The 21,578-nt window shown below is 33.9% G+C and carries 16 protein-coding genes and 2 tRNA genes; 10 read left to right on the top strand and 8 right to left on the bottom strand.

Features of this window, described 5'->3' with window-relative positions:
- The first annotated feature begins 6 nt into the window (after positions 1–6).
- From BSF41_RS18720 to BSF41_RS18700, 5 genes are all read left to right on the top strand, one after another.
- Entirely contained in the window at positions 7–1,077 is a 1,071-nt protein-coding gene (locus BSF41_RS18720) for an IPT/TIG domain-containing protein (protein ID WP_095931028.1), read from the top strand.
- A gap of 81 nt (positions 1,078–1,158) precedes the next feature.
- Positions 1,159–2,418 carry a fasciclin domain-containing protein gene (locus BSF41_RS18715; protein WP_095931027.1) on the top strand — a complete coding sequence of 420 codons (1,260 nt, stop codon included), beginning with the start codon at positions 1,159–1,161 and terminating at the stop codon, positions 2,416–2,418.
- 80 nt (positions 2,419–2,498) lie between these two features.
- A complete protein-coding gene (locus tag BSF41_RS18710) occupies positions 2,499–3,731 on the top strand; it encodes a glycoside hydrolase family 27 protein (RefSeq protein WP_095931026.1) in 1,233 nt (410 codons plus the stop codon).
- Positions 3,732–3,742: 11 nt separating this feature from the next.
- Positions 3,743–4,708 carry a glycoside hydrolase family 5 protein gene (locus tag BSF41_RS18705; RefSeq protein WP_095931025.1) on the top strand — a complete coding sequence of 322 codons (966 nt, stop codon included), beginning with the start codon at positions 3,743–3,745 and terminating at the stop codon, positions 4,706–4,708.
- 609 nt (positions 4,709–5,317) lie between these two features.
- The gene (locus tag BSF41_RS18700; RefSeq protein ID WP_095931024.1) at positions 5,318–6,412 is read left to right on the top strand and encodes an outer membrane beta-barrel protein; all 1,095 of its coding nucleotides are present in this window, start codon (positions 5,318–5,320) and stop codon (positions 6,410–6,412) included.
- A 409-nt stretch (positions 6,413–6,821) separates the two neighbouring features.
- Here BSF41_RS18700 and BSF41_RS18695 read toward each other — a convergent pair whose 3' ends face one another.
- From BSF41_RS18695 to BSF41_RS18675, 5 genes are all read right to left on the bottom strand, one after another.
- Positions 6,822–7,727: an N-acetylmuramoyl-L-alanine amidase gene (locus tag BSF41_RS18695; protein ID WP_095931023.1), complete on the bottom strand. Its 906-nt coding sequence runs from the start codon at positions 7,725–7,727 to the stop codon at positions 6,822–6,824.
- A 27-nt stretch (positions 7,728–7,754) separates the two neighbouring features.
- Complete coding sequence (locus BSF41_RS18690) at positions 7,755–8,303, bottom strand: hypothetical protein (RefSeq protein ID WP_095931022.1); 549 nt, start codon at positions 8,301–8,303, stop codon at positions 7,755–7,757.
- Positions 8,304–8,344: 41 nt separating this feature from the next.
- Positions 8,345–9,658 (bottom strand): 30S ribosomal protein S12 methylthiotransferase RimO, encoded by a 1,314-nt coding sequence (gene rimO / locus BSF41_RS18685; protein WP_095931021.1) that lies wholly within the window; start codon positions 9,656–9,658, stop codon positions 8,345–8,347.
- A gap of 209 nt (positions 9,659–9,867) precedes the next feature.
- Positions 9,868–11,370: an OmpP1/FadL family transporter gene (locus BSF41_RS18680; RefSeq protein ID WP_095931020.1), complete on the bottom strand. Its 1,503-nt coding sequence runs from the start codon at positions 11,368–11,370 to the stop codon at positions 9,868–9,870.
- A 42-nt stretch (positions 11,371–11,412) separates the two neighbouring features.
- Positions 11,413–12,399: a hypothetical protein gene (locus BSF41_RS18675; RefSeq protein ID WP_095931019.1), complete on the bottom strand. Its 987-nt coding sequence runs from the start codon at positions 12,397–12,399 to the stop codon at positions 11,413–11,415.
- A gap of 102 nt (positions 12,400–12,501) precedes the next feature.
- Between BSF41_RS18675 and proS the strand changes: the two genes are divergently transcribed.
- The 4 genes from proS (at position 12,502) to rpsT (ending at position 14,652) form a co-directional block, all read left to right on the top strand.
- Positions 12,502–13,980, top strand: coding sequence for a proline--tRNA ligase (gene proS / locus BSF41_RS18670; protein ID WP_095931018.1), 1,479 nt, complete (start codon positions 12,502–12,504; stop codon positions 13,978–13,980).
- 78 nt (positions 13,981–14,058) lie between these two features.
- Positions 14,059–14,130, top strand: a tRNA-Glu gene (locus BSF41_RS18665).
- Positions 14,131–14,175: 45 nt separating this feature from the next.
- Positions 14,176–14,247: transfer RNA gene (locus tag BSF41_RS18660), tRNA-Glu, on the top strand.
- Positions 14,248–14,400: 153 nt separating this feature from the next.
- Positions 14,401–14,652, top strand: coding sequence for a 30S ribosomal protein S20 (gene rpsT / locus BSF41_RS18655; RefSeq protein ID WP_073417115.1), 252 nt, complete (start codon positions 14,401–14,403; stop codon positions 14,650–14,652).
- Positions 14,653–14,874: 222 nt separating this feature from the next.
- On the opposite strand, the gene BSF41_RS18650 is transcribed toward rpsT, so the two are convergent.
- Together BSF41_RS18650 and BSF41_RS18645 are read right to left on the bottom strand one after the other, a co-directional pair.
- Positions 14,875–15,285: a response regulator gene (locus BSF41_RS18650; RefSeq protein WP_095931017.1), complete on the bottom strand. Its 411-nt coding sequence runs from the start codon at positions 15,283–15,285 to the stop codon at positions 14,875–14,877.
- Positions 15,286–15,290: 5 nt separating this feature from the next.
- Entirely contained in the window at positions 15,291–17,000 is a 1,710-nt protein-coding gene (locus BSF41_RS18645) for a PAS domain-containing sensor histidine kinase (RefSeq protein WP_095931016.1), read from the bottom strand.
- Between the two features lie 168 nt (positions 17,001–17,168).
- Between BSF41_RS18645 and typA the strand changes: the two genes are divergently transcribed.
- Positions 17,169–18,965: a translational GTPase TypA gene (gene typA / locus BSF41_RS18640; protein ID WP_095931015.1), complete on the top strand. Its 1,797-nt coding sequence runs from the start codon at positions 17,169–17,171 to the stop codon at positions 18,963–18,965.
- Positions 18,966–19,108: 143 nt separating this feature from the next.
- Here the strand turns inward: typA and BSF41_RS18635 are convergent, their stop codons facing one another.
- On the bottom strand, positions 19,109–21,559 hold the full coding sequence (locus tag BSF41_RS18635) for a T9SS type B sorting domain-containing protein (protein WP_095931014.1): 2,451 nt from the start codon (positions 21,557–21,559) through the stop codon (positions 19,109–19,111).
- Between the last annotated feature and the right edge of the window lie 19 nt (positions 21,560–21,578).

The following is a 21,578-nucleotide window of genomic DNA, read 5'->3' as shown; positions in this document are numbered from 1 at the left end:
ATCACTATGAAAAATATAAAAAATAGAATGTTATTGAAGTTGTATTTTTTAGCTTCGATTTCAATTTTCCTATTCGCTTCTTGTTCCAATGATGATTCAGTAGGTTCATCTGGAAAATTGGAAGTAACTGGAATTAGCAGATCTGTTGTTGACGACCCTTTGGTTGAAGGAGATAGAAAAGTTGATGTTCCTACAGATGTTATTAATGCAGGAAATTACTATATCATTAGAGGATCTGGTTTTGCGACATTAAGATCAATTTCGTTTAACGGATTAGAATCTTATTTTAATCCAACATTCGTAACAGATAATGCAATTGTGGTTATGGTAGATTCAAAAACGCCATACTACAATGAAATGGATGAAATGAAGATCGTAACCAATTTGGGTACTCTGAATTATAAAGTGGCTATCAGACCTCCAAGTCCTAATATTACAGGATTTCCTGTTAATGCAAACCCAGGAGATGTCATTACCATTACAGGTGAATATTTCTTGCGTCCTGTTGTTAATTTTGGCGATATCCAAGTTGAGCCAGTTTCTTCTACATTAACAGAAATTGTAGTTAAAGTTCCTGAAGGAAGTTACTTGAAAAACTTATCTGTAACAAATGTTTCCGGAACAACAGTAGCTCCACAAGTAATAGGTTCAGAAATTTATGATGACGCTTTCACTAATATTTGGGGCTGGCAATCGCTTTGGGATGGAACTAATGAGTTTGATGCGGCTTACGCAAAAGATGTTTATCAAGGAACGAAATGTGTTCAATGGAAAGCGGGTGAATGGGACGGATATGTTATTGGTATCAACAACTGGTCTTATCATGATACAGATAAATTCAAAGCGGTAAGATTTTGGGTTAAAGGTGAAAAAGCTGGAAAAGTGAAGTTTTTTGCTAATGGAGATGCTGAGAAAAATATCGTGATCGTTGATGTTAGAACTTCTTGGACTTATGTTGAGGTGCCATATAGTTCGCTAGGAAACCCAACTGAATTATCTCAAATTGGATATCAAGAATTTGGCGGTTTCGGAGGAAATGTGATCTATCTAGATGATATCGGTTTGGTGTTAAAATAATTGTTAGGATTCAAATAAAGATTTCGACAAAAGTTCGGTCTATTAATCAGAATCCATAATTAAAAAACTAAAAGAGAATTTATGAAAAATATATATAATAAGATAAAACATATTGCTCTAAGTGTCTTTTTGGTTGTTGCAGCTTCTTCCTGCGATAACGAAATTGAAGATATTGGTGGAGCACAGCAAAATTATAATACAGCGTATGGTTTAATTCAGGCAAATACTAATTTAACTACGTTTACAAAAGCAATAAAATTAGCGGGTTTAGAATCGACATTAAATACACCAGATAATTACACGTATTTTGTTCCTAACGATGCCACTTTCGATGCTTATTTGGTAGCCAATGGTTATGTAAATGAATTGGGATATCCAGATATTACTCTAGTTCCTGTAGAAGATTTGAAACAGCTTGTTTTAAGCCATGTTGTTAAAGGCGTTAAAAAAAGAGTGGGCAAACTTGCAGGTGTTGAAGCCGATTATTTAGAAACGGGAGATTATGCTACAATGGCAAATGCAGTAAATGCAGATTTATATTTGTTAAGCATTAACGTAACCAATGGTGTTTTAAAAGTAAACGGATCTGATAAAGAAGCGCCAGGATTAGATTATTACGGTACAAATGGTTTCGTAAATATTTTAAGCAATGTTATCGAATTAACTCCGCCAGCTCCAGCAATTTCAGGATTATCGCAAGTTTTGGCTTCTCCGGGAGACGTTATAACAATTACAGGACAAAATTTTGTAAAAGTTAAAAGTGTAAAATTCGGATCTACTGAAGCGACATTTACTGCGGTTTCTAAAACAGAGATAAAAGCAACTGTTCCCGCCGATTTTGATTCGTATGCGCTTATTGTTGTAGAAACGGAGTTTGGAGTGTCTGCTCCAAGCGGAATCGGACTTAAATATTTATTATACGAAGACTCATTGAAAGGATGGGGCTGGGGCTGGGGAGGAGACATTACCTGGGAAAGCACAGAAAAAGTAAGCAGAGGTACAAATGCAATCAAAAAAGTTGCAGAAGCTTGGAGCGGACTTTTCATGCACTCAGATCTTCTTTTAAAAGCGACAGATTATCAATTTGTTAAAATGTCAATATTCCCAACAGAAAGCACTAAAATTATGGTGACCATAAATAGCGACACGGGCGATTCTGCTAAAGGTACGACTGTTGTTTTAGTGCCAGGACAATGGAACAATATTTCAATTCCTATTTCGGCTTTACATCCTGAGCTTTTAACAGATGGAAATTTTGACAGTGTGTTTATTCAAGAATTTTCTGGAGGAACAATTACTCCGTCTAGCGTATTTTATATAGACGATATCGGATTTTTATAAAAAAATAATATGTTATGAGTTAGTTTGAGGTGTTCCCTAATTGAAAAATTAGGGAATATCTTTTTTAAAAAAGATAAAGAATGAAAAAAATAATTTTAGGGTTTCTTCTCAGTATTTCGAGTTTTGCTTTCAGCCAAGGAAATACTCATAAACAGCAAGGCGGAAAATTTGATGGTCTTGCAATGACACCGCCAATGGGGTGGAATTCATGGAATACGTTTGCAACTAATATTGACGAAAAGTTAGTAAAAGAAACGGCCGATATCATGGTTTCTTCCGGTTTGGCAGCGGCAGGTTATAATTATATTGTTTTAGACGACGGATGGATGACGCACGAGCGTGATGCAAACGGTGATTTGGTTCCCGATCCAGAAAAATTTCCAAGCGGAATGAAAGCGCTTATAGATTATGTGCATAATAAAGGGCTGAAATTCGGTTTGTATAATTGTGCAGGAACAAAAACTTGTGCAGGTTATCCTGGAACAAGAGGTTATGAATATCAAGATGCGAGGTTTTATGCAAAACTCGGAATTGATTTCTTAAAATACGACTGGTGTAATACAGAAGGGATCACGGCAAAAGAAGCTTACACCACAATGAGTAATGCCTTAAAAACAGCTGGAAGACCAATTGTTTTTAGCCTTTGCGAATGGGGAGATAATCAGCCGTGGGAGTGGGGAAAACCAATTGGAAATCTTTGGAGAATATCTGGGGATATTTATCCTTGTTTTGATTGCGAATTCAAACATCCAGAAAATTGGTCTTCTTGGGGATTCATGAAAATTGCCGATATGCGAAAAGATATTCGTGAATATTCAGGTCCTGATCATTGGAACGATTTTGATATGATGGAGGTTGGAAATGAAATGAACGATACCGAAGATAAAACGCATTTTGCAATGTGGTGCATGCTTTCTTCTCCTTTATTTACAGGAAACGATTATCGTAAAATGTCTAAAGAAACTTTGGCAATTTTAACCAACAAAGAATTGCTTTCTGTAAATCAAGATAAATTGGGAATTCAAGGTTTCAAATATGCAATTTTAGATGGAGTGGAAGTATGGGTAAAACCGCTTGCTGATGGAGCTTGGGCGATAAGCTATGTCAATAGAACCGCAACTTCAAAAAAAGTAAATTTCGATTGGAAGAAAAACAATATCAAAGATGCTGATTTTGGTTATGAAGCCGATTTTAGCAAGACAATCTTCAAAATAAAAGACCTTTGGAAAAACAAAGAAAGCGGAAATACGAAAAAGGCTTTTACGGCAGAAATAGCTTCTCATGATGTTGTTACCTTAAAATTAACTCCTTAAAACTATATAATATGAAATCGAAGGTTTGGTATGCTGCTTTTTTTCTTTTATTATTTGTAAATTTTTCAAAAGCACAATTTGTGAAAAAACACGGGCAATTGAGTGTTCTCGGTACTCAGCTTGTAGATAAAGAAAATAATCCAATTGTGCTACGCGGCTTAAGTTTTGGATGGCATAGTATGTGGCCGAGATTTTATAATGAAAAAGCAGTAAGTTGGTTAAAAAAGGATTTTAATTGTAATGTAGTTCGCGCCGCAATGGGAATCGAGTTAGGAGATTACTCTTATATAAAAGATCCGCAGTTTTCTAAAGAGAAAATCGAGGCTGTTATAAACGGCGCTATAAAATCAGATATATATGTCATTATAGACTGGCACAGCCATAATGTAAACTTGAAAGAAGCAAAAGAATTTTTTGCGGAGATATCAAAAAAGTATGCTAAGTATCCAAATATAATCTATGAAGTATTCAACGAACCAGATTATGAGACTTGGTGGGAAGTAAAAAACTATGCAGAAGAAGTTATTAAAGTTATTAGGGAGAACGATCCTAATAATATAATATTAGTAGGCTGCCCGCATTGGGATCAAGATATTGATCTTCCTGCAGAAGATCCGATAGGAGGTTACACTAATTTAATGTATACTATGCACTTCTACGCGGCAACGCACGGTAAGGAATTAAGAGATAGAACAGATAAGGCGATAAAAAGTGGTTTACCAGTTTTTATTTCGGAATCGGCAGGAATGGAAGCTTCTGGCGACGGACCTCTAAACTATACTGCTTGGCAAGATTATATTGATTGGATGGAAGCTCGAAAATTAAGCTGGATTACGTGGTCTGTTTCAGATAAAGATGAAACGTGTTCTATTTTGCAAAAATCGGCAAAATCGGAAGGAAAGTGGAAAGATGAAGATTTGAAGGATTCAGGAATCAAAGTCCGAGAATATTTAAAGAAATACAATAAAGAAGAATAATCTGTTTTTATAGTTTAAATAAAGAAAGTCTGCTCGTGTTAGAGCAGACTTTTTTGTTTTTAGGTCTTCTGTTTTTTACTAAAAATACAGTTGTAATTAGTATTTAGAAGGTAATTTAATTGATGTTGTTTTTGTAGGAATAATTTTCTTGATTGCAATTGTGTTTTTGAGTTTGGTTATTTGTCTTTTTGAAATCTTATTTGTTTTGTTTTTAGACTTAACCCCTAAAATTTTAGGGGTTCTATTGTTTTTTGTTGTTTTTGTCGGTGGTATTTTGTAGTTTTTATCTGTTTTATTTTTAAAATACCCCTTTAAAAATTAAAATTATGTCTAAAATCTGTTGTTGAATTTTCAAAAACAATTATCGATAAATGTCAAATCACGATTATTGTAGATTTAATTTTTGTAATCCGTAATTCTTCGCCTAAAACGTCAAAAAAGCCGTTTCGAATTATTCTACTCATACAAAAGTTAATAAATTCGCTAATGAAAATGATGATGATTTGAAGGGCGCATGAAAGGTTTTAGAAATGACTTATACTATTAAAATAGATATATAAAAAGATTAACTAACCAGAATCAATTAATAACTAAAAACCAAATTAAAACATGAAAAAAGCATTTCACATTTTAGCCGCGATGTTAACAAGTTCTTTTGCCTTTGCCCAAGAAGAGGAAGCAGCCGCTACCGCTCCAGCAACCACATGGGGAGGTTCTGCAGATGCGTACTATAAATATGATTTTTCAAAACAAATGAATGGATTAACGAGCTTTACCAACTCACAGAATTCATTCGAATTAGGAATGGCGTCGATTGAAGCAGGTCATACTTTTGGAAAAGCTTCTGTTTTTGTAGACTTAGGTTTCGGAAAAAGAGCAGCAGAATTTTCATATAATGAAACGCCAGATAAAGATGCAAGCGCAAAATTTATGATTAAACAATTATTTTTTACATACAATTTAACTGAAGAGTTTAAGGTAGTGGCGGGTAGTTTCGGAACCCACATCGGATATGAAGTGTTAGATGCAGTAGATAATAAAAATTACAGTATGTCGTATGCGTTTTCTTATGGGCCATTTTTCAATACTGGGGTTAAAGCACAATATACTTCAGGTCAATTTACTGCGATGTTAGGATTAACCAACCCGACAGATTTTAAATCGGCTATGGATGCAGGTTCTTACCAAAAAACATTCATCGGGCAAGTAGGATATATTGGGGATACAGGAAGTGCTTATTTAAATTTTACAACAGGAAGTAGTAATCTAATTCCAGGAAGTACAATTCCAGTTTCAGACGAAAATAAAACGCAGTTTGATTTAACAGCATCTAAAACAATTAGTGATAGTTTCGCTCTTGGATTAAATGCAACTTATGCAAAAACAACAAATGATTTTGATAGCAATTTAGATGGAGATTGGTTTTCTGTAGTAGGATATGCTAATTATACTTTTAATCCAGCATTGCTTTTAGCTTACAGAATAGAATATTTTGATGCTAAAGATGCCGCTCCAAGTTTAGGAACTTTAGCAGGATCAAGTGTATTTGCCAACACAGTTTCTTTAAATTACAAAGTTGGAAAACTTACCATAATTCCTGAGTTAAGATACGATGCGGCTTCTGAGGATATATTTTTAGACAAAAATGCATTGCCAACAGGTGGAAGCTTCTATGGTTTAATTGCAACAACATACTCTTTCTAGAGATAAAGATTGATATTTTTTTTTTTTTTTGGAGCTGTCGAAACATTCTAATGTTTTGGCAGCTTTTTTACATTGTGATGAGTTTTAAATTATGAATGCTGCTTAATGATTGTTTAAAATTGCTGTGTTTTATTTATATGATTGTAGAGACGTAATGTAGTGAGTCTTTTTTTTGAATCGTAACAATGAATTGATTAATATGATTTATATTATGGAAACGCACTACAGAAGGTCTTTTTTACAAATAGTATATAGTGAATTGATTAATATGATTATAGAGACGCGCCGCAACACATTTTTTTTGATAATATGAATCGTTAAATGTATTATGAGTATATTATTATGGAATAAAAAAACGCATTTCTAAAATCTAGAAATGCGTTGTATATTTTTAAAAAATAATTTTTATTTATTGGATTTGTTTTTTGTAAATCGAATAAATAGCGTCTATTGTTTTTCTGTCTAAGACTGAGGTTGCATCAGTTTGAATGTAATGCAGTTTAAAAGCTTGAATTGCGGCACTTAAATTTTTAGTATTATAACCTATTATTCTAAGTGCGGGTTCAATTTTAAAATCAAAAGGAGCAGGTTCTAAAACTTCGTCTGGCCAAATTCCGAATCCTTTTTCTGCTAAAATTTTCCACGGAAACAATGCGCTCGGATCTTGTTTTCTTCCTGGTGCAATATCGGCATGGCCTAAAAAGTTTTGCGTCGGAATGTTGTAATCCTTTTTTAGTTTAGTTAATAAAGCTACTAAACTGCTAATTTGTGCCTCAGTAAAGGGTTTAAAACCATTATTGTCTAATTCAATACCAATCGAACAAGAGTTTAAATCTGTTGTTTTCCCCCAAGTAGAATTTCCGGCATGCCAAGCTCTTAGATAATCATTAAGCATTTGAACCACCTTTCCGTTTTCAGAAATGATATAATGGGCACTTACTTGAGTTTTGGTTTTGGTAAAAGTATTAATCGTCTGCTGCAGCGAATCTTGTGCAGTATGATGAATAATAACAAAACTTGGTTTTCTTAAATTAAAATTTACAGTACCAACCCATTCTGTATTTATTCCGTTTACCAAATAAGTAGAGCCGGTTTTAGATAAAGTGTCTTTTACGATTCCCAGTTGTTGTGCATAAGAAGTGTCAATTGCTAATGGTGGAACCGCAGGAATTGTTTTGGATTCTTTGCTTGTAATCTGGTTTTCTAAAGTTTTCAGTTGCTGATCGTAAGCTTTTTCAGTAGTCTTGTACGGATTTGTAGAGCAAGAACTAATTACAATAGCTAGTATCAGATAACAAAAATGCTTTTTTGTCATAATTCGTTGTTTTATAGTTAATAACGATTATTCTGAAATTTTCGTATCTGGGGCGTCTTTTACTTCTTTTGAATCTTCTTTAGAATCTTTATCTTTTTTCTTTTTTGATTTGGTCTTTTTTATTTCTTTTAAAGAATCCATAAAAGTTTTATACTTTTCAACTTGGTCTGGATTTAAAAAAGCACTAATTTTCTTATCGGTACTTTCGCGTAAAGCTTTTATCTGCTCAATTTTTTGATCTTGATTACTGCTTTCGTTTTTTAATAAAATACCTTGCTCACGTATACTATCAGCCAAAACATTTGAAATTGCAATTGACTGCAACTCATCTAGATTAATTTGCTGTTTCATCTGATCGACAATCAATGCTGCCGTTTGCTCTGGAGGAGTCTCCTTAGGTTTGCTTGGTGTACTTTGCGGACCAGCCATCATACTTCTATCCATGCCCATTCCGCCACCTCGACCATAACCGTTGCCATAGCCATTATTGTAGTATCCGTTTCCGTATTGAGCAGAAACAGTACTGAAACAGAATAAAGTGAAAACGAAAATAATTAAGTTGAGAGTAGGTTTCATAAAAGTATTTTGTCTAATGTTAGCAATAGTTATGTGTAAATTTAAGCAGGTTCTCCGTATAAATCAAATTCTGTCGCTTCAATTATTTTTATATTAACAAATTCTCCAGTTTTTACATAATGTTTAGAGGCATCAATTAGAACTTCGTTGTCAACATCTGGACTATCAAACTCTGTACGTCCCACAAAATGAGCGCCTTCTTTTCTGTCAATAATACATCTGAAAACTTGACCAACTTTCTCCTGATTCAAATCCCAAGAAATTTGAGATTGAAGTTCCATAATTTCATTTGCTCTAGCTTGTTTTACATCATCTGGAACATTGTCTTCCAATAAATAAGCATGAGTATTTTCTTCGTGAGAATAAGCAAAACATCCCATTCTGTCAAATTTCATTTCCTGAACGAAATCTTTCAAAATTTCAAAATCTTCTTGAGTCTCACCAGGGTAACCGACAATTAATGTAGTTCTAATTGCCATTCCAGGAACTGCTGCACGAAAATCTTTTAATAACTGAGTAGTTTTAGCTTGAGTTGTACCACGGCGCATCGATTTTAGAATAGAATCTGAAATGTGTTGCAATGGGATATCTATATAGTTACAGATTTTTGGCTCACGTTTCATTAATTCTAAAACGTCCATAGGGAAACCAGTAGGGTAAGCATAATGTAAACGAATCCATTCGATTCCTTCAACAGCTGCTAGAGCTTCTAATAGTTCTGCTAAATTTCTTTTTTTATAAAGATCAAGTCCGTAGTAAGTTAAATCTTGAGCAATTAATATTAATTCTTTAACTCCATTTTTAGCAAGACCTTGAGCTTCTTTGACTAATTTTTCAATTGGTTGAGAAACATGAGAACCTCTCATTAAAGGAATTGCGCAAAAACTACAAGGTCTATCGCATCCTTCAGCAATTTTTAAATAAGCATAATTTTTCGGAGTTGTAGTTAAACGCTCTCCAAGTAATTCATGTTTATAATCTGCACCTAAAGCTTTTAGCAATTGAGGTAATTCTGTTGTTCCAAAATACTGGTCAACGTTCGGAATTTCTTTTTCTAAATCTGGTCTATAACGCTCAGATAAACATCCTGTTACGAAAACTTTGTCTACAAGTCCTCTATCTTTTTTGTCTGCATATTCCAAAATCATATTTACCGATTCTGCTTTTGCATTATCAATAAATCCGCAAGTATTGATTACAATAATGTTTCCTTCTTTTTCTGCAGGAGCTTCATGTTCAACTTCTTTTCCATTTGCACGCAGCTGTCCCATAAGGACTTCACTGTCATAAACATTTTTTGAACACCCAAGAGTGATTACGTTAATTTTGTTCTTTTTTAAAGACTTGGTTCTCATACTTTTATAAATTGGAGTGCAAAATTACACTTTTTTTATTCAAACAACACTAGTTTCCAGTTTGTTTTAGCTGTTTTTTATGAAGTAGTCCTGACTTCTTGACTGTTCATTTTAAATTAAACTAAAAAGAAAGGTCTTTCAAACGGCAAAAAAAAATCCACCAAGTAAAAACCTGATGGAAATTTTCAATCATCTATTTTGATTTTTAATTACAATTCAAATAATAAAGTCATGGTAACATTGTTCAATTTTGATGTAATGTTAGCTCCATCTGTGAATCCTCTTGTAAAGAAACCTTGATTTGAATCTCTTTCTAAATAAGAATAAGCTAAATCAAGCTTTGTAGATCCAAAATTATAACCTAAACCAGCAGAATAGCTGTTTAATTCACCAACTGTAATTCCGTTTTTATAAGGGCTTCCTTCATAACGGTATCCACCTCTTAAGCTCAATTGTTTTATTTTGTACTCAGCACCAATTCGAAGTTCGCCTGTGCTCGTTAAAGTATTGCTGATATCATTATTGATTCCTCTAAATCCCGGATCATTTGTAGGTTTAAATTTGCTGTTGCCATAATTTCTTATGCCGTAATCAACGCTTAATAAACCAGATTTTCCGAAAACATAAGCAGCGCTAAAAGTCCATTTGTCTGGTGTTTGTAAAGTATACGATTCGTATACGTTAACTATGTTTGGGTTTACTGGGTTGCTGAAAGTTTCGCCTGAGCTAGTTTCAGTAGTAGAATATAAACTTTGTGAAAGTTCATCATAAAGTTCGTACCATGTATTTGATTCGTAAGCTATCCCCAGTCTGAAATTGTCTGTTACTTTTCCAATTGCTCCAAGCTGGAAAGAAAAACCATTTCCATATGTGTAAAGTTCGTTGTTGAAACGCACATTAGATATTGTTTCGTATGTTTCTAAAGGGTTGTTATTGTATTCGTAAAAGCTTGAAGATCTTCTGTAGTCGGTTATGTGAGCATTTAAATTGGCTCCAAAATAGAGTCTGTCTTTGTATGAAGTTGCAATATTAAAGCCTATTTTGCTATTATATCCTCTAGTGTAAACATCATTTTCTTGGTGATAATTTCCTCCAGCAGGCACATTTGTGTAGTATTGTGTATTGTTGTCATTGCCTGTAACAGGGTTGATTACATATCCTTCAAGACCAAAAAAAGCTTGTTGTTCAGAATATGTAAGGTTTCTGAATGGGATTTTAGTGACATTGCCCAATTCAAGTCCGTTTGCATAGTTTAAAAAATAGCCATCTATTGAATTAGTTGGATTCGTTCCTGCAGAAAAAACTTGATTGTTGAAATTATTAGTATTTTCATAAGTTGCGCCAATCGCAATCTTATTCCATCCAACATTTGGATTGTTGTTTTTAAATACAAAAACACCTCCCGCTTGATTTAAGACAAAAGAATTCTCTTTATCTGATGTTTGAGTTCCATTGTAATTAGAATTGTTTTTAATATTCTGATTGCTAAATGTTACTCCAACTTGATTGCTATTAAAAATTGCAGATCCAGCTGGGTTAACACTTAAAGAAGAAATGTCTCCTCCAACTGCTCCAAAGGCACCGCTCATGGCTCTATAGCGTGCAGTTCCGGTAAGGTTCTCTTGAGAATAACGTAAAGCATCTGAAACTTCTTGTGAATATGACGCGCTGACAGTTAGTCCTGTTATAAATAGGAAAAATATTTTTTTCATTTTGATAAGTTTAAGTTAGAAATTGAGAGGGTTGAGGAAGAATTATCTTCTGCCTCCACCGCCGCCGCCAGATCTCATTCCGCCACCGCCGCCACCGCCGCTGTATGATCTAGATCCTCCACCGCTATTGCTAGGAGCGTAGCTTCTTGATGATCCACTATTGCTAGGAGCATAGGTTCTTGATGAGCCACTGTTGTTGCTAGGTGCGTAAGTTCTATTTGTTGTGGTATTTCCGCTATTGTTATAAGATCTTCTGTTGCTGTAATTGCTATTGTTGTAGTTTGAGCTGTTGTCGTAAGATCTTCTGTTTGTAAACGTAGGACTGCTTGTTCTTCCGTTCATATTAGAACGTCTAAAGTCAGTGTATCCGTTTGATCTGTTTGTGGTATAATTTCTATTTGTTGTGTAGTTTCCTCTATTTGTAGTGTAGTTTCTGTTAGTGATATAGCCTCTATTGGTGCTGTAATTTCTGTTATAAGCATAGTTTCTATCGCCATAATAGCCTGCAGAGCCTCTTCTTCCATAGTTATAAGAGTAGTTGTAGCCGTAGTATGGATATCCCCAACTTGGGTAGCCCCATCCTGGATATCCCCAGCCAGGGTAGCCCCATCCGTAATAAGGGTAACCCCATCCATATCCATAACCGTAGCCGTAGTAAGGGTAGCCCCATCCAAATCCGAATGACCATGATGGATTAGAGTAGACATTTACAGAAACTTCAGAACTGCTGCTTCCCCATGCAGGATAACCTACAGAGGCAGTTTGGGTGCTGTCTGAATAATTAGTGTAATTGTCAACGTCTGTAAATATCTCAGTCGGCTGATTGTCATCTTGTAACGATCTGAAATATTCTTTGTATTGGTTGTTTGTACCTGTTTGTACGTATTTAACTGATGTACCACCATATACTCCATCATTATCGTAATAAGATGAATTTTGGTAAGAACCACATGATGCAAGCAGTAAACTCAGTAATCCGATTAAGTAAAAATGATTAGAGTTTTGGCGGAGTGAAAGGTAAGTTTTCATATCTGTGGTGTTTTTTATTGTTGCACATTACAAAATTAGTTAGTTTTGTCAAACTATTTAGTTAAAATTGTATAAAACAAAATTTGTGCCAAAAAATATAATATGAGTAAGAACCTTACTACAAGATCAGAAGATTATTCGAAATGGTATAACGAACTGGTTGTAAAAGCAGATCTAGCTGAAAATTCAGGAGTTAGAGGATGTATGGTAATAAAACCATACGGATATGCTATTTGGGAAAAAATGCAAGCTGAGTTGGATCGTATGTTCAAGGAAACTGGACATCAAAATGCATATTTTCCTTTGTTTGTACCGAAAAGCATGTTTGAGGCAGAGGAGAAAAATGCTGAGGGATTTGCGAAAGAATGCGCTGTTGTAACGCATTATAGGTTGAAAAATGATGAGGATAGACCTGGAAAACTAATGGTTGATCCAAATGCAAAATTAGAGGAAGAGCTTATTGTTCGACCTACAAGTGAAGCTATTATTTGGTCTACATATAAAGGATGGGTGCAATCTTATAGAGATTTACCTTTGTTAATTAATCAATGGGCTAATGTGGTTCGATGGGAAATGCGTACGCGTTTATTTCTAAGAACTGCTGAGTTTTTATGGCAGGAAGGGCATACAGCTCACGCTACAAAAGATGAAGCAATTGAGGAATCGGAGAAAATGATGAATGTTTATGCTGATTTTGCAGAAAGCTTCATGGCAATTCCGGTTGTAAAAGGTTTTAAAACTGAAACAGAGCGTTTTGCTGGAGCAGATGAAACGTACTGTATTGAAGCATTAATGCAAGACGGGAAAGCATTACAAGCAGGAACATCTCACTTCTTAGGGCAGAACTTTGCAAAAGCATTTGATGTTAAGTTTGCTAATGCTGAAGGAAAGCAAGAGCATGTTTGGGGAACTTCTTGGGGAGTGTCTACTCGTTTAATGGGGGCGTTAATTATGACGCATTCTGACGATCAAGGATTGGTATTGCCTCCTAATTTGGCTCCAATTCAAGTAGTAATTGTTCCTATATATAAGACAGATGAACAATTGGCTCAAATTACAGAGGCAGTTAAGGATTTAACAGCTAAATTGAGAAAATTGAAAATCACTGTCAAATTTGACGATAGAACAACGCAAAAGCCAGGATTTAAATTTGCAGAATGGGAACTTAAAGGAGTGCCTGTTAGAATTGCGGTTGGTCCAAAAGATTTAGAGAACGGAACTTTTGAGGTGGCAAGACGTGATAATTTGACAAAAGAAGTTGTTTCTAACGAAAAAATCGTGGAACACGTAAATGATCTTTTAGAACAGATTCAAACGGACTTATTTACAAAAGCATTAGATTACCGTAATACTCATATTACGGAAGTAAATAATTTTGAGGAATTTAAGGAAGTTTTAGAAGGAAAAGGAGGCTTTTTATCCGCTCATTGGGATGGAACTGCTGAGACAGAAGAGAAGATAAAAGAATTGACAAAAGCGACGATTCGTTGCATTCCTTTGGATGCTGTAGAAGAGGCGGGAAGCTGTGTGTTTACTGGGAAACCTTCGGCTAAAAGAGTGCTTTTTGCTAAGGCATATTAAAAAAATATAGTTTTTTTTGCATTAGGTATTGCGCAAATAAAAAATAGATGTATCTTTGCATCCGCAATACAGAAGCGCGGTCCGTTCGTCTATCGGTTAGGACGCCAGGTTTTCATCCTGGTAAGGGGGGTTCGATTCCCCCACGGACTACAAGTTATATTACATATTGAAAAGTTTCCAACTTAGGAGAATATTGGTCCGTTCGTCTAGGGGTTAGGACGCCAGGTTTTCATCCTGGTAACAGGGGTTCGATTCCCCTACGGACTACAAATTAGTTGTAAATAAGTTTTGTAAAACAAAAATTGGTGTCTCGGTTTTTGTTTTATTAGTTAAAACCAAAGTGATTGTTTTACAGTTGTGGGAGGTTTTTCTTTTTTAACTAGTATTTATAATAATTATTACATCTAAAATTAAAAGAAAATGGCAAATCATAAGTCAGCATTAAAAAGAATCAGAAGTAACGAAAAAAGAAGAGTTCTTAACAGATACCAGCATAAAACTACTCGTAATGCTATTAAAGCGTTAAGATTAGCTACTGATAAAGCTGATGCTACTGCAAAATTATCAACTGTAATCTCTATGATTGATAAATTAGCTAAAAAGAACATCATTCACGATAATAAAGCTTCTAACTTGAAGTCTAAATTAACGAAACACGTTGCTAAATTGTAATTAAATACAATTTGTAAGATATATAAAAGTCCTCTTCTCAGAGGACTTTTTTTTGTTTTAAATTGCGTGTAAATGAAATTCCAATAAAAAATAAATTCCAAATTCCAATCTTTATGAATAATTGGAATTTAAAATTTAAAATATTGGAGTTTTATAAACCTTAATTTGATTTTGTACCGAAGGCTTTGGTATTTGGAATTTAAGATATTGGGATTTTAATTTTCACTCTAAATCGATCTTCTTTTTAAGATATTCCAGCATTGGCTGTGTAATAGGTTTGGAAAGGAAATCTATTATAATGGGATATTTTTTTGCTTTAGCAAGATCTTCGGGGTCAATAGTGGAAGACAATACGATTACTGGAACGGTATTAAATTCTTTGTAATCTGAAGAAGTGAAATGATCCAGAAATTCCCATCCTCCCATAATTGGCATGTTTAAATCTAAAAAAATTAATTCTGGTCTTTTCTTAGCTTGATCGTTGGTGTATTTTAAGGTATTGAAGTGATGAAGAGCTTCTTCGCCATTTTGAGCTGTAATAATTTCGTGTGAAAATGAGGATTTTGAAATTACCTTTTTGCATAGCATCAGTGTGATAGGGTCATCATCGATGCATAAAATCTGCTCAAGCATAATAATTAATTTTTAAATGTTATTGTAAATGTGGTTCCTTTATTGACTTCGCTTTCGATAGAGATTGTTCCTCCCATGGTTTCCACCTGCGATTTTACAAGGTATAATCCTAATCCTTTGCTGTCGGGATAATTGTGGAATCTTTGATAGAGTCCAAATACTTTGTCGCGATTTCTTTCTAAGTCAATTCCGATTCCGTTGTCTTTAAAGGTTAAGATTGTTTTTTGTTCTATTTGTTCTGCTGTTATTGATATTTTTAATTTTCTATTTTCCGATTTGTATTTTATAGAATTAGTAAGCAGATTTAATAGAATGCTTTCTATATAGGCTTTATTGGTAATGAGTTCAGGGACTTTATCAAATTTAAGCTTAATTATAGGTTTGTGTAATTCAATCTGAAATGAAAGCTGGCTGAATACATTTTCAAAAACTTCTTTTAGAGACACTTCCTCTTTTTGCATCGAAGGATTGTCTTTTATAATAATAACCTTTACTAAATCATTGATGGTTTCGTTTAGTAAATGAGTCGATTTTGTAAATCCGGCTAATATTTCTTCTAGCTCTTCATTTTCGATCGGAATATCTTCTATTAAATTTAATAGTCCGATTAAGTTAGAAAGTGGAGCTCTAAGGTTGTGCGATGTGATGTAAGAAAACTGTTTTAAGTCTTTATTGTTTTGTGTTAATTCTCGAATAAGATGTTCTTTTTCTGTTTCTAGTTTTTTCTCATCTGTAATATCTCTTTGTATCGAAATCCAGTGCGAGATAACGCCTTCGTTATTAAAAATAGGAATCATAGAAAAGCGTACCCAATATTCTTCTTTGCTTTTAGTGTATGTAATGGTTTCGATTAAACATTCCTCTTCATTTTTTATGGCTCTCAGAAGTTTTTTTAATTCATCAGAATCCGATTTTGGTCCTTTAAAAATGTTCGGCGATTTTCCGATGATTTCGTTTGACTGATAACCCGACATTTGAGAAAATGCTGGATTTACATATACTATTTTTGGTATTTTTCTTTCAGAAGAATTGGCTTCGGTAATTAAAATAGAATCTTTAGATTGTGTAATTACGGTTTCTAAAAGTTTTAATCGCTGTTCTTCTTCCTTTTGTTTTGTAATATCTTGAATGGCTCCAATCATTCTGATGGCTCTTCCGTTTTCATCTTTTAATAAAAAACCTCGATCCAAAACATATTTGTAGGATCCGTCTGCGCATCTAAAACGGTATTGATCTTGCCATTTTTCAGTTTTTTGCTCTATAAAAGAATATAGTTTTATTGACATTCGGATACTGTCTTCTGGGTGAATTTTGTCAAACCACCATTTAGAAGTTTTTCCTACTTCTTTTGGGTCATAACCAAAAACACCTTCAATTCCTTTATTCCAATTAATACTGTCCTCTTGAATTTTCCAATCCCAAATAGTATCGCTTGTCGCTTTTGCTACAATGTCATATTTCTCATTAGATTCTTTTATTTCTTCGTTGGTTTTGTTTAACTTTTCAAAAATGGTTATGTTTCTTTTTTCGTTTTTTGAAAGGATAAAGCTAAAAACCAATACTGTAATTAGAATAAATATAACGTCTTTTACTAAGGATAGATATAGATATTCTGATGAGGAAAAGTAGGTTATGAGTAATTTATGACATAGGACCGCCATAATTATCGAGATGATGGTATAAATAAGAGTAATTTGGAGAGTTTTACTTTTCATCACTTCAAATATAGTTAAATTAACTATAACTAAACGTATGTTAATGTCATTTTGAAACCGATATTTTTAGGATTTATATTAACTAATTGATTGTATATACGCAAACTATGGTATAAACATTTTTTTTTAAAAAATAAAGTGTACCTTTGCGCCCATTAAAAATCACAAATGGAATCTATTAGAAATATTGCAATTATTGCCCACGTCGATCACGGTAAAACCACTTTGGTTGATAAAATTATGTATCACTGTCAATTATTTCGTGACAACGAAAATACAGGTGATTTAATTCTTGATAATAACGATTTAGAGCGTGAGAGAGGTATTACTATTACTTCTAAAAACGTTTCTGTTCAGTACAAAGGAACAAAAATCAATATTATTGACACTCCTGGCCACGCGGATTTTGGAGGTGAAGTAGAACGTGTATTGAACATGGCCGATGGTGTATGTTTGCTAGTGGATGCTTTTGAAGGTCCTATGCCGCAAACTCGTTTTGTATTACAAAAAGCTATTGACTTAGGTTTGAAACCTTGTGTTGTTATTAATAAAGTTGACAAAGAAAACTGTACTCCTGAAGAAGTTCACGAAAAAGTTTTTGATTTGATGTTTGAATTAGGTGCTACTGAAGAGCAATTGGATTTCCCAACTGTTTATGGTTCTGCTAAAAACAACTGGATGTCTGATGATTGGAAAAACCAAACAGAAAACATCGAGCCTTTACTAGATATGGTAATTGCTAATGTTCCAGCTCCTAAAGTTTCTGAAGGAACTCCACAAATGTTGATCACATCTTTAGATTTCTCTGCATTTACAGGTCGTATCGCTATCGGTCGTCTTGAAAGAGGTGTATTAAAAGAAGGTATGCCAATATCTTTAGTAAAAAGAGATGGTTCTGTAACAAAATCGAGAATCAAAGAATTACACACTTTTGAAGGTCTTGGACGTAAAAAAGTGGCAGAAGTAATTGCAGGTGATATTTGTGCTGTAGTTGGTGTTGAAGGTTTTGAAATTGGTGACACTATTGCAGATCATGAAAATCCTGAAGGTTTAGCTTCTATTGCTATTGATGAGCCTACAATGAGTATGTTGTTTACGATCAATGACTCACCTTTCTTTGGTAAAGAAGGTAAATTTGTAACTTCTCGTCATATTAGAGAAAGATTGACAAAAGAATTAGAGAAAAACTTAGCTATGAAGTTAGGTGAAACTGATTCTGCTGATAAATTTATGGTTTTTGGCCGTGGTGTACTTCACTTATCTGTTCTTATTGAAACAATGAGAAGAGAAGGTTATGAGTTGCAAATTGGTCAGCCACAAGTTATCATCAAAGAAGTTGATGGTGTGAAATGTGAGCCAATTGAAGAATTAACAATCGACTTGCCAGAAAATCTTTCAGGTAGAGCGGTTGAGTTCGTAACAGTTCGTAAAGGTGAAATGTTAAGTATGGAAACTAAAGGTGAACGTATGATCATCAAATTTAATATTCCATCACGTGGAATTATTGGATTACGTAACCAATTACTTACTGCTACAGCTGGTGAAGCTATTATGTCTCACCGTTTCATTGGATATGAGCCTTACAAAGGAGAAATTTCTGGACGTAACAAAGGGTCATTAATTTCTATGGAAAAAGGAAAAGCGATTCCTTATTCTATCGATAAATTACAAGATCGTGGTAAGTTTTTCGTTGAACCAAATGCTGAAATTTACGAAGGACAAGTAATTGGTGAAAACTCTCGTAGCGATGATATGTGTGTGAACGTAACTAAAGAGAAAAAACAATCTAACGTTCGTTCGTCTGGAGCTGATGAAAAAGCGAGAATTATTCCTCCGATTATTTTCTCTCTTGAAGAAGCTTTAGAGTACATTCAAAAAGATGAATATGTAGAGGTTACACCAAAATCTATTCGTTTGAGAAAAATCTATTTGACAGAAACTGATAGAAAAAGATTTAAAATCTAATTATATTTTAAATTTCAATATAAAATCCCAAATTCCAATTCTGGAGTTTGGGATTTTTTTTGTTTGCAATTTTTGGATTTGTATTTTTTTTGGATTTTGGAATTTAAAAAAGTTGGAATTTAAAAAAGTTGGAATTTTAAATATTATCTTTTTAAACTAAAATGCCCTTTTGCTTCTCGATTATCTGCTAATTTTAAGGTGTACCAATAATCATCAGATGGAAGTGGATTGTTGGCAAAAGTTCCATCCCATCCTAAGTCAAAAGGATGAATTTGTTTTATAAGTTTTCCATATCGATCAAAGATGTAAATAGTGGCATTTCTGTTTTCGGTAGTATTTAAACCTACAATATTCCAGTAATCATTGTATCCGTCATCGTTTGGCGTAAAAAATTTTGGTGCCCCAACAACAGCCGCGGTTTTATGCACAACGCCACAATTTTTTTTGTCGTTTACATATACCTCATATATGCCAGCGCTGAGATTATCAAATGTGTTGGAGTCTTGAAAAGGTCCATATGGCGCGTTTAAACTATATTCGTAATTGCCTTTTCCAGATACAATTATTGTTATTTTATTGGAAGAGCCATCTATTAGATCTACGACATCTATACTCTCGATGTTTGCGGTATTAGATCCAGAAACTTCTATTGTTCTGGTTTTTGTACAGTTGTTGCTGTTTGTTATATTGGCAGTATACGTTCCGCTTTCATTAACATCTAGTGAATAAGAAGTGGCATCAGGTACTTTTACACCATCTTTGAACCAGGAATAAATAAAATTATTTATGGTAGAAAGTTCTATTATTCCAGCATCTAAATGTGCTTTATAGAACGGAAGGTTTTCGCAAATATTCGTAACTGCACTTGTTTCAATGTTTGGCAGTTTATTAATATGTAGTTTTATTTTACTGATTCCATAACAGTCATTTCCTTCTTCAATTCGTGCAAAAATAAATTGATCATAAGGTATTTCATTTTGATAAGCTGTTGGATTTAAAATCGAATTCTGTTCTAACAAGGCATCATTTTCGGTTGAGAAATAGGCTATGTTTTGAGAACCAGTAATCGGGATGTTGGATTTAGTTAAGTCCAATAAATGAAATCCATCTTCTATGCCATCATCGTCACAAACTGGATCAATATCGAAGGTTGATTCTGGAATTATATTTGTTTTTAAAGTTAAGTTGCTTATGCTAAAGCAATTTGTTTTTGCATTCGTAACACGAGCGAATAGTTGTTGAGGATTACTCGTGTTTTTAAACTCCGTATTAAGTGCATTAAGATTGTTTAAGGCATCGTTGTTGCTTAAAAAAAATAAAGTTTCAAGATCTGGATTGTTATTGGTTAAAACAGAATTTGCTTCTTTTAGATTAAACAAAACTAAACCATTGCTGTTTTGGTCAGTGTCGCATTGTACTAAAATTGCACTTTTTATCTCAGGAAGAGGATTTATAAAGACTTTAATTTCTTGTATTGCAACACTTGCGGTTTTATTTGAAGCTTTTATAAAAATAGATTGCTGAAAAGGTATGCTATTAGAAAATGTACCTGATAGCGGATTAGTTTCTGTTTCAGCATCATTTCTGGATAAATAATATTTTAGGGTTAGATTCTGTAGATTTTGATTCTCAAAAATACTTGCGGTTATGTCGTCTAAATTAATTTGAGCTTTTCCATCGGTTGAATTAGAATCTTGATCGTCGCATATATTTATAGTTGTTTTTGGGAAGTTTAATTTATCGCTTACTTTGATGTTAAATGAGATCCAATTGTAACAGCCCGTTTTAGTGTTGGTTATTCGGGGATAAAGGGTTTGCGGACTTGTAGTATTTTTAAAATCTGCTGGATTTTGGATTGCATTTAAATTTAATATAGCATCATTAGAGGTAGTATGGTAGGTAACAGCCATATCGGTTTGATTATCTACTATAATAGATGTATTTTTTGTTAGATCAAAACTTACAGAAGGATTAGTTTCGCCACTATAGTCTACTTTTTCTAAATCTAGTACATCTGAGTAAGGTTGAACGTTTATTCGTGGAGGATCATCAAAAGTTGCGGTTCCTGTCCATTGTATTGAAAAATTAGTGTTTCCTGAAAACCTGTCAATAACAATGTAATAGCTTTGGCCTGCAGTAACTGTAAGCCAACTTACAAAACCATTTCCTTTTTCTCCAGGCCCTTCACTAGTGTCATAATCTTGACCCGTCATTCCTGTTGTGTTATTTTGGAGTTTAGCCAAAGCGGGATTTGTTGATGAGCACCGTATAGATTGTCCTAACGAATTACATGTTGCAGTAGGCCCAAATACGAGAAAATCAAAGTCTACATCTAAACTAGTATTCTCTGGTCTTAGTATAAAGCCTAAAGTTCCAGATGTTTTAATATAGAGTTTTAGCCATAAGCTGTTATTTTCAGCTGAAAAACAGCTGCCTTCTGAAGGAGAATATTCTGCAATTTGACCCGCACCTGTAGCACTTATGCCTTGAAAACCCGAATTGCCACAAACAAAAATAGCATCTTTACAGTCATTTTGTCCGTAAAGGTTTAAGGAGATAATTAAAAGGAACAGAAATATTTTAACTCGATTCATCTTAATAAAGTAAGATGTA

The sequence above is a fragment of the Flavobacterium sp. ACN2 genome (assembly GCF_002303885.1).
GTDB lineage: Bacteria > Bacteroidota > Bacteroidia > Flavobacteriales > Flavobacteriaceae > Flavobacterium.
This window is presented reverse-complemented; position numbering and strand designations above follow the sequence as displayed.

What these genes read in the sequence shown, in the direction of transcription:
- BSF41_RS18720 (WP_095931028.1), top strand. Translation starts at nt 7, where the DNA reads ATGAAAAATATAAAAAATAGAATGTTATTGAAGTTGTATTTTTTAGCT.
- BSF41_RS18715 (WP_095931027.1), top strand. Translation starts at nt 1,159, where the DNA reads ATGAAAAATATATATAATAAGATAAAACATATTGCTCTAAGTGTCTTT.
- BSF41_RS18710 (WP_095931026.1), top strand. Translation starts at nt 2,499, where the DNA reads ATGAAAAAAATAATTTTAGGGTTTCTTCTCAGTATTTCGAGTTTTGCT.
- BSF41_RS18705 (WP_095931025.1), top strand. Translation starts at nt 3,743, where the DNA reads ATGAAATCGAAGGTTTGGTATGCTGCTTTTTTTCTTTTATTATTTGTA.
- BSF41_RS18700 (WP_095931024.1), top strand. Translation starts at nt 5,318, where the DNA reads ATGAAAAAAGCATTTCACATTTTAGCCGCGATGTTAACAAGTTCTTTT.
- BSF41_RS18695 (WP_095931023.1), bottom strand. Translation starts at nt 7,727, where the DNA reads ATGACAAAAAAGCATTTTTGTTATCTGATACTAGCTATTGTAATTAGT.
- BSF41_RS18690 (WP_095931022.1), bottom strand. Translation starts at nt 8,303, where the DNA reads ATGAAACCTACTCTCAACTTAATTATTTTCGTTTTCACTTTATTCTGT.
- rimO (WP_095931021.1), bottom strand. Translation starts at nt 9,658, where the DNA reads ATGAGAACCAAGTCTTTAAAAAAGAACAAAATTAACGTAATCACTCTT.
- BSF41_RS18680 (WP_095931020.1), bottom strand. Translation starts at nt 11,370, where the DNA reads ATGAAAAAAATATTTTTCCTATTTATAACAGGACTAACTGTCAGCGCG.
- BSF41_RS18675 (WP_095931019.1), bottom strand. Translation starts at nt 12,399, where the DNA reads ATGAAAACTTACCTTTCACTCCGCCAAAACTCTAATCATTTTTACTTA.
- proS (WP_095931018.1), top strand. Translation starts at nt 12,502, where the DNA reads ATGAGTAAGAACCTTACTACAAGATCAGAAGATTATTCGAAATGGTAT.
- rpsT (WP_073417115.1), top strand. Translation starts at nt 14,401, where the DNA reads ATGGCAAATCATAAGTCAGCATTAAAAAGAATCAGAAGTAACGAAAAA.
- BSF41_RS18650 (WP_095931017.1), bottom strand. Translation starts at nt 15,285, where the DNA reads ATGCTTGAGCAGATTTTATGCATCGATGATGACCCTATCACACTGATG.
- BSF41_RS18645 (WP_095931016.1), bottom strand. Translation starts at nt 17,000, where the DNA reads ATGAAAAGTAAAACTCTCCAAATTACTCTTATTTATACCATCATCTCG.
- typA (WP_095931015.1), top strand. Translation starts at nt 17,169, where the DNA reads ATGGAATCTATTAGAAATATTGCAATTATTGCCCACGTCGATCACGGT.
- BSF41_RS18635 (WP_095931014.1), bottom strand. Translation starts at nt 21,559, where the DNA reads ATGAATCGAGTTAAAATATTTCTGTTCCTTTTAATTATCTCCTTAAAC.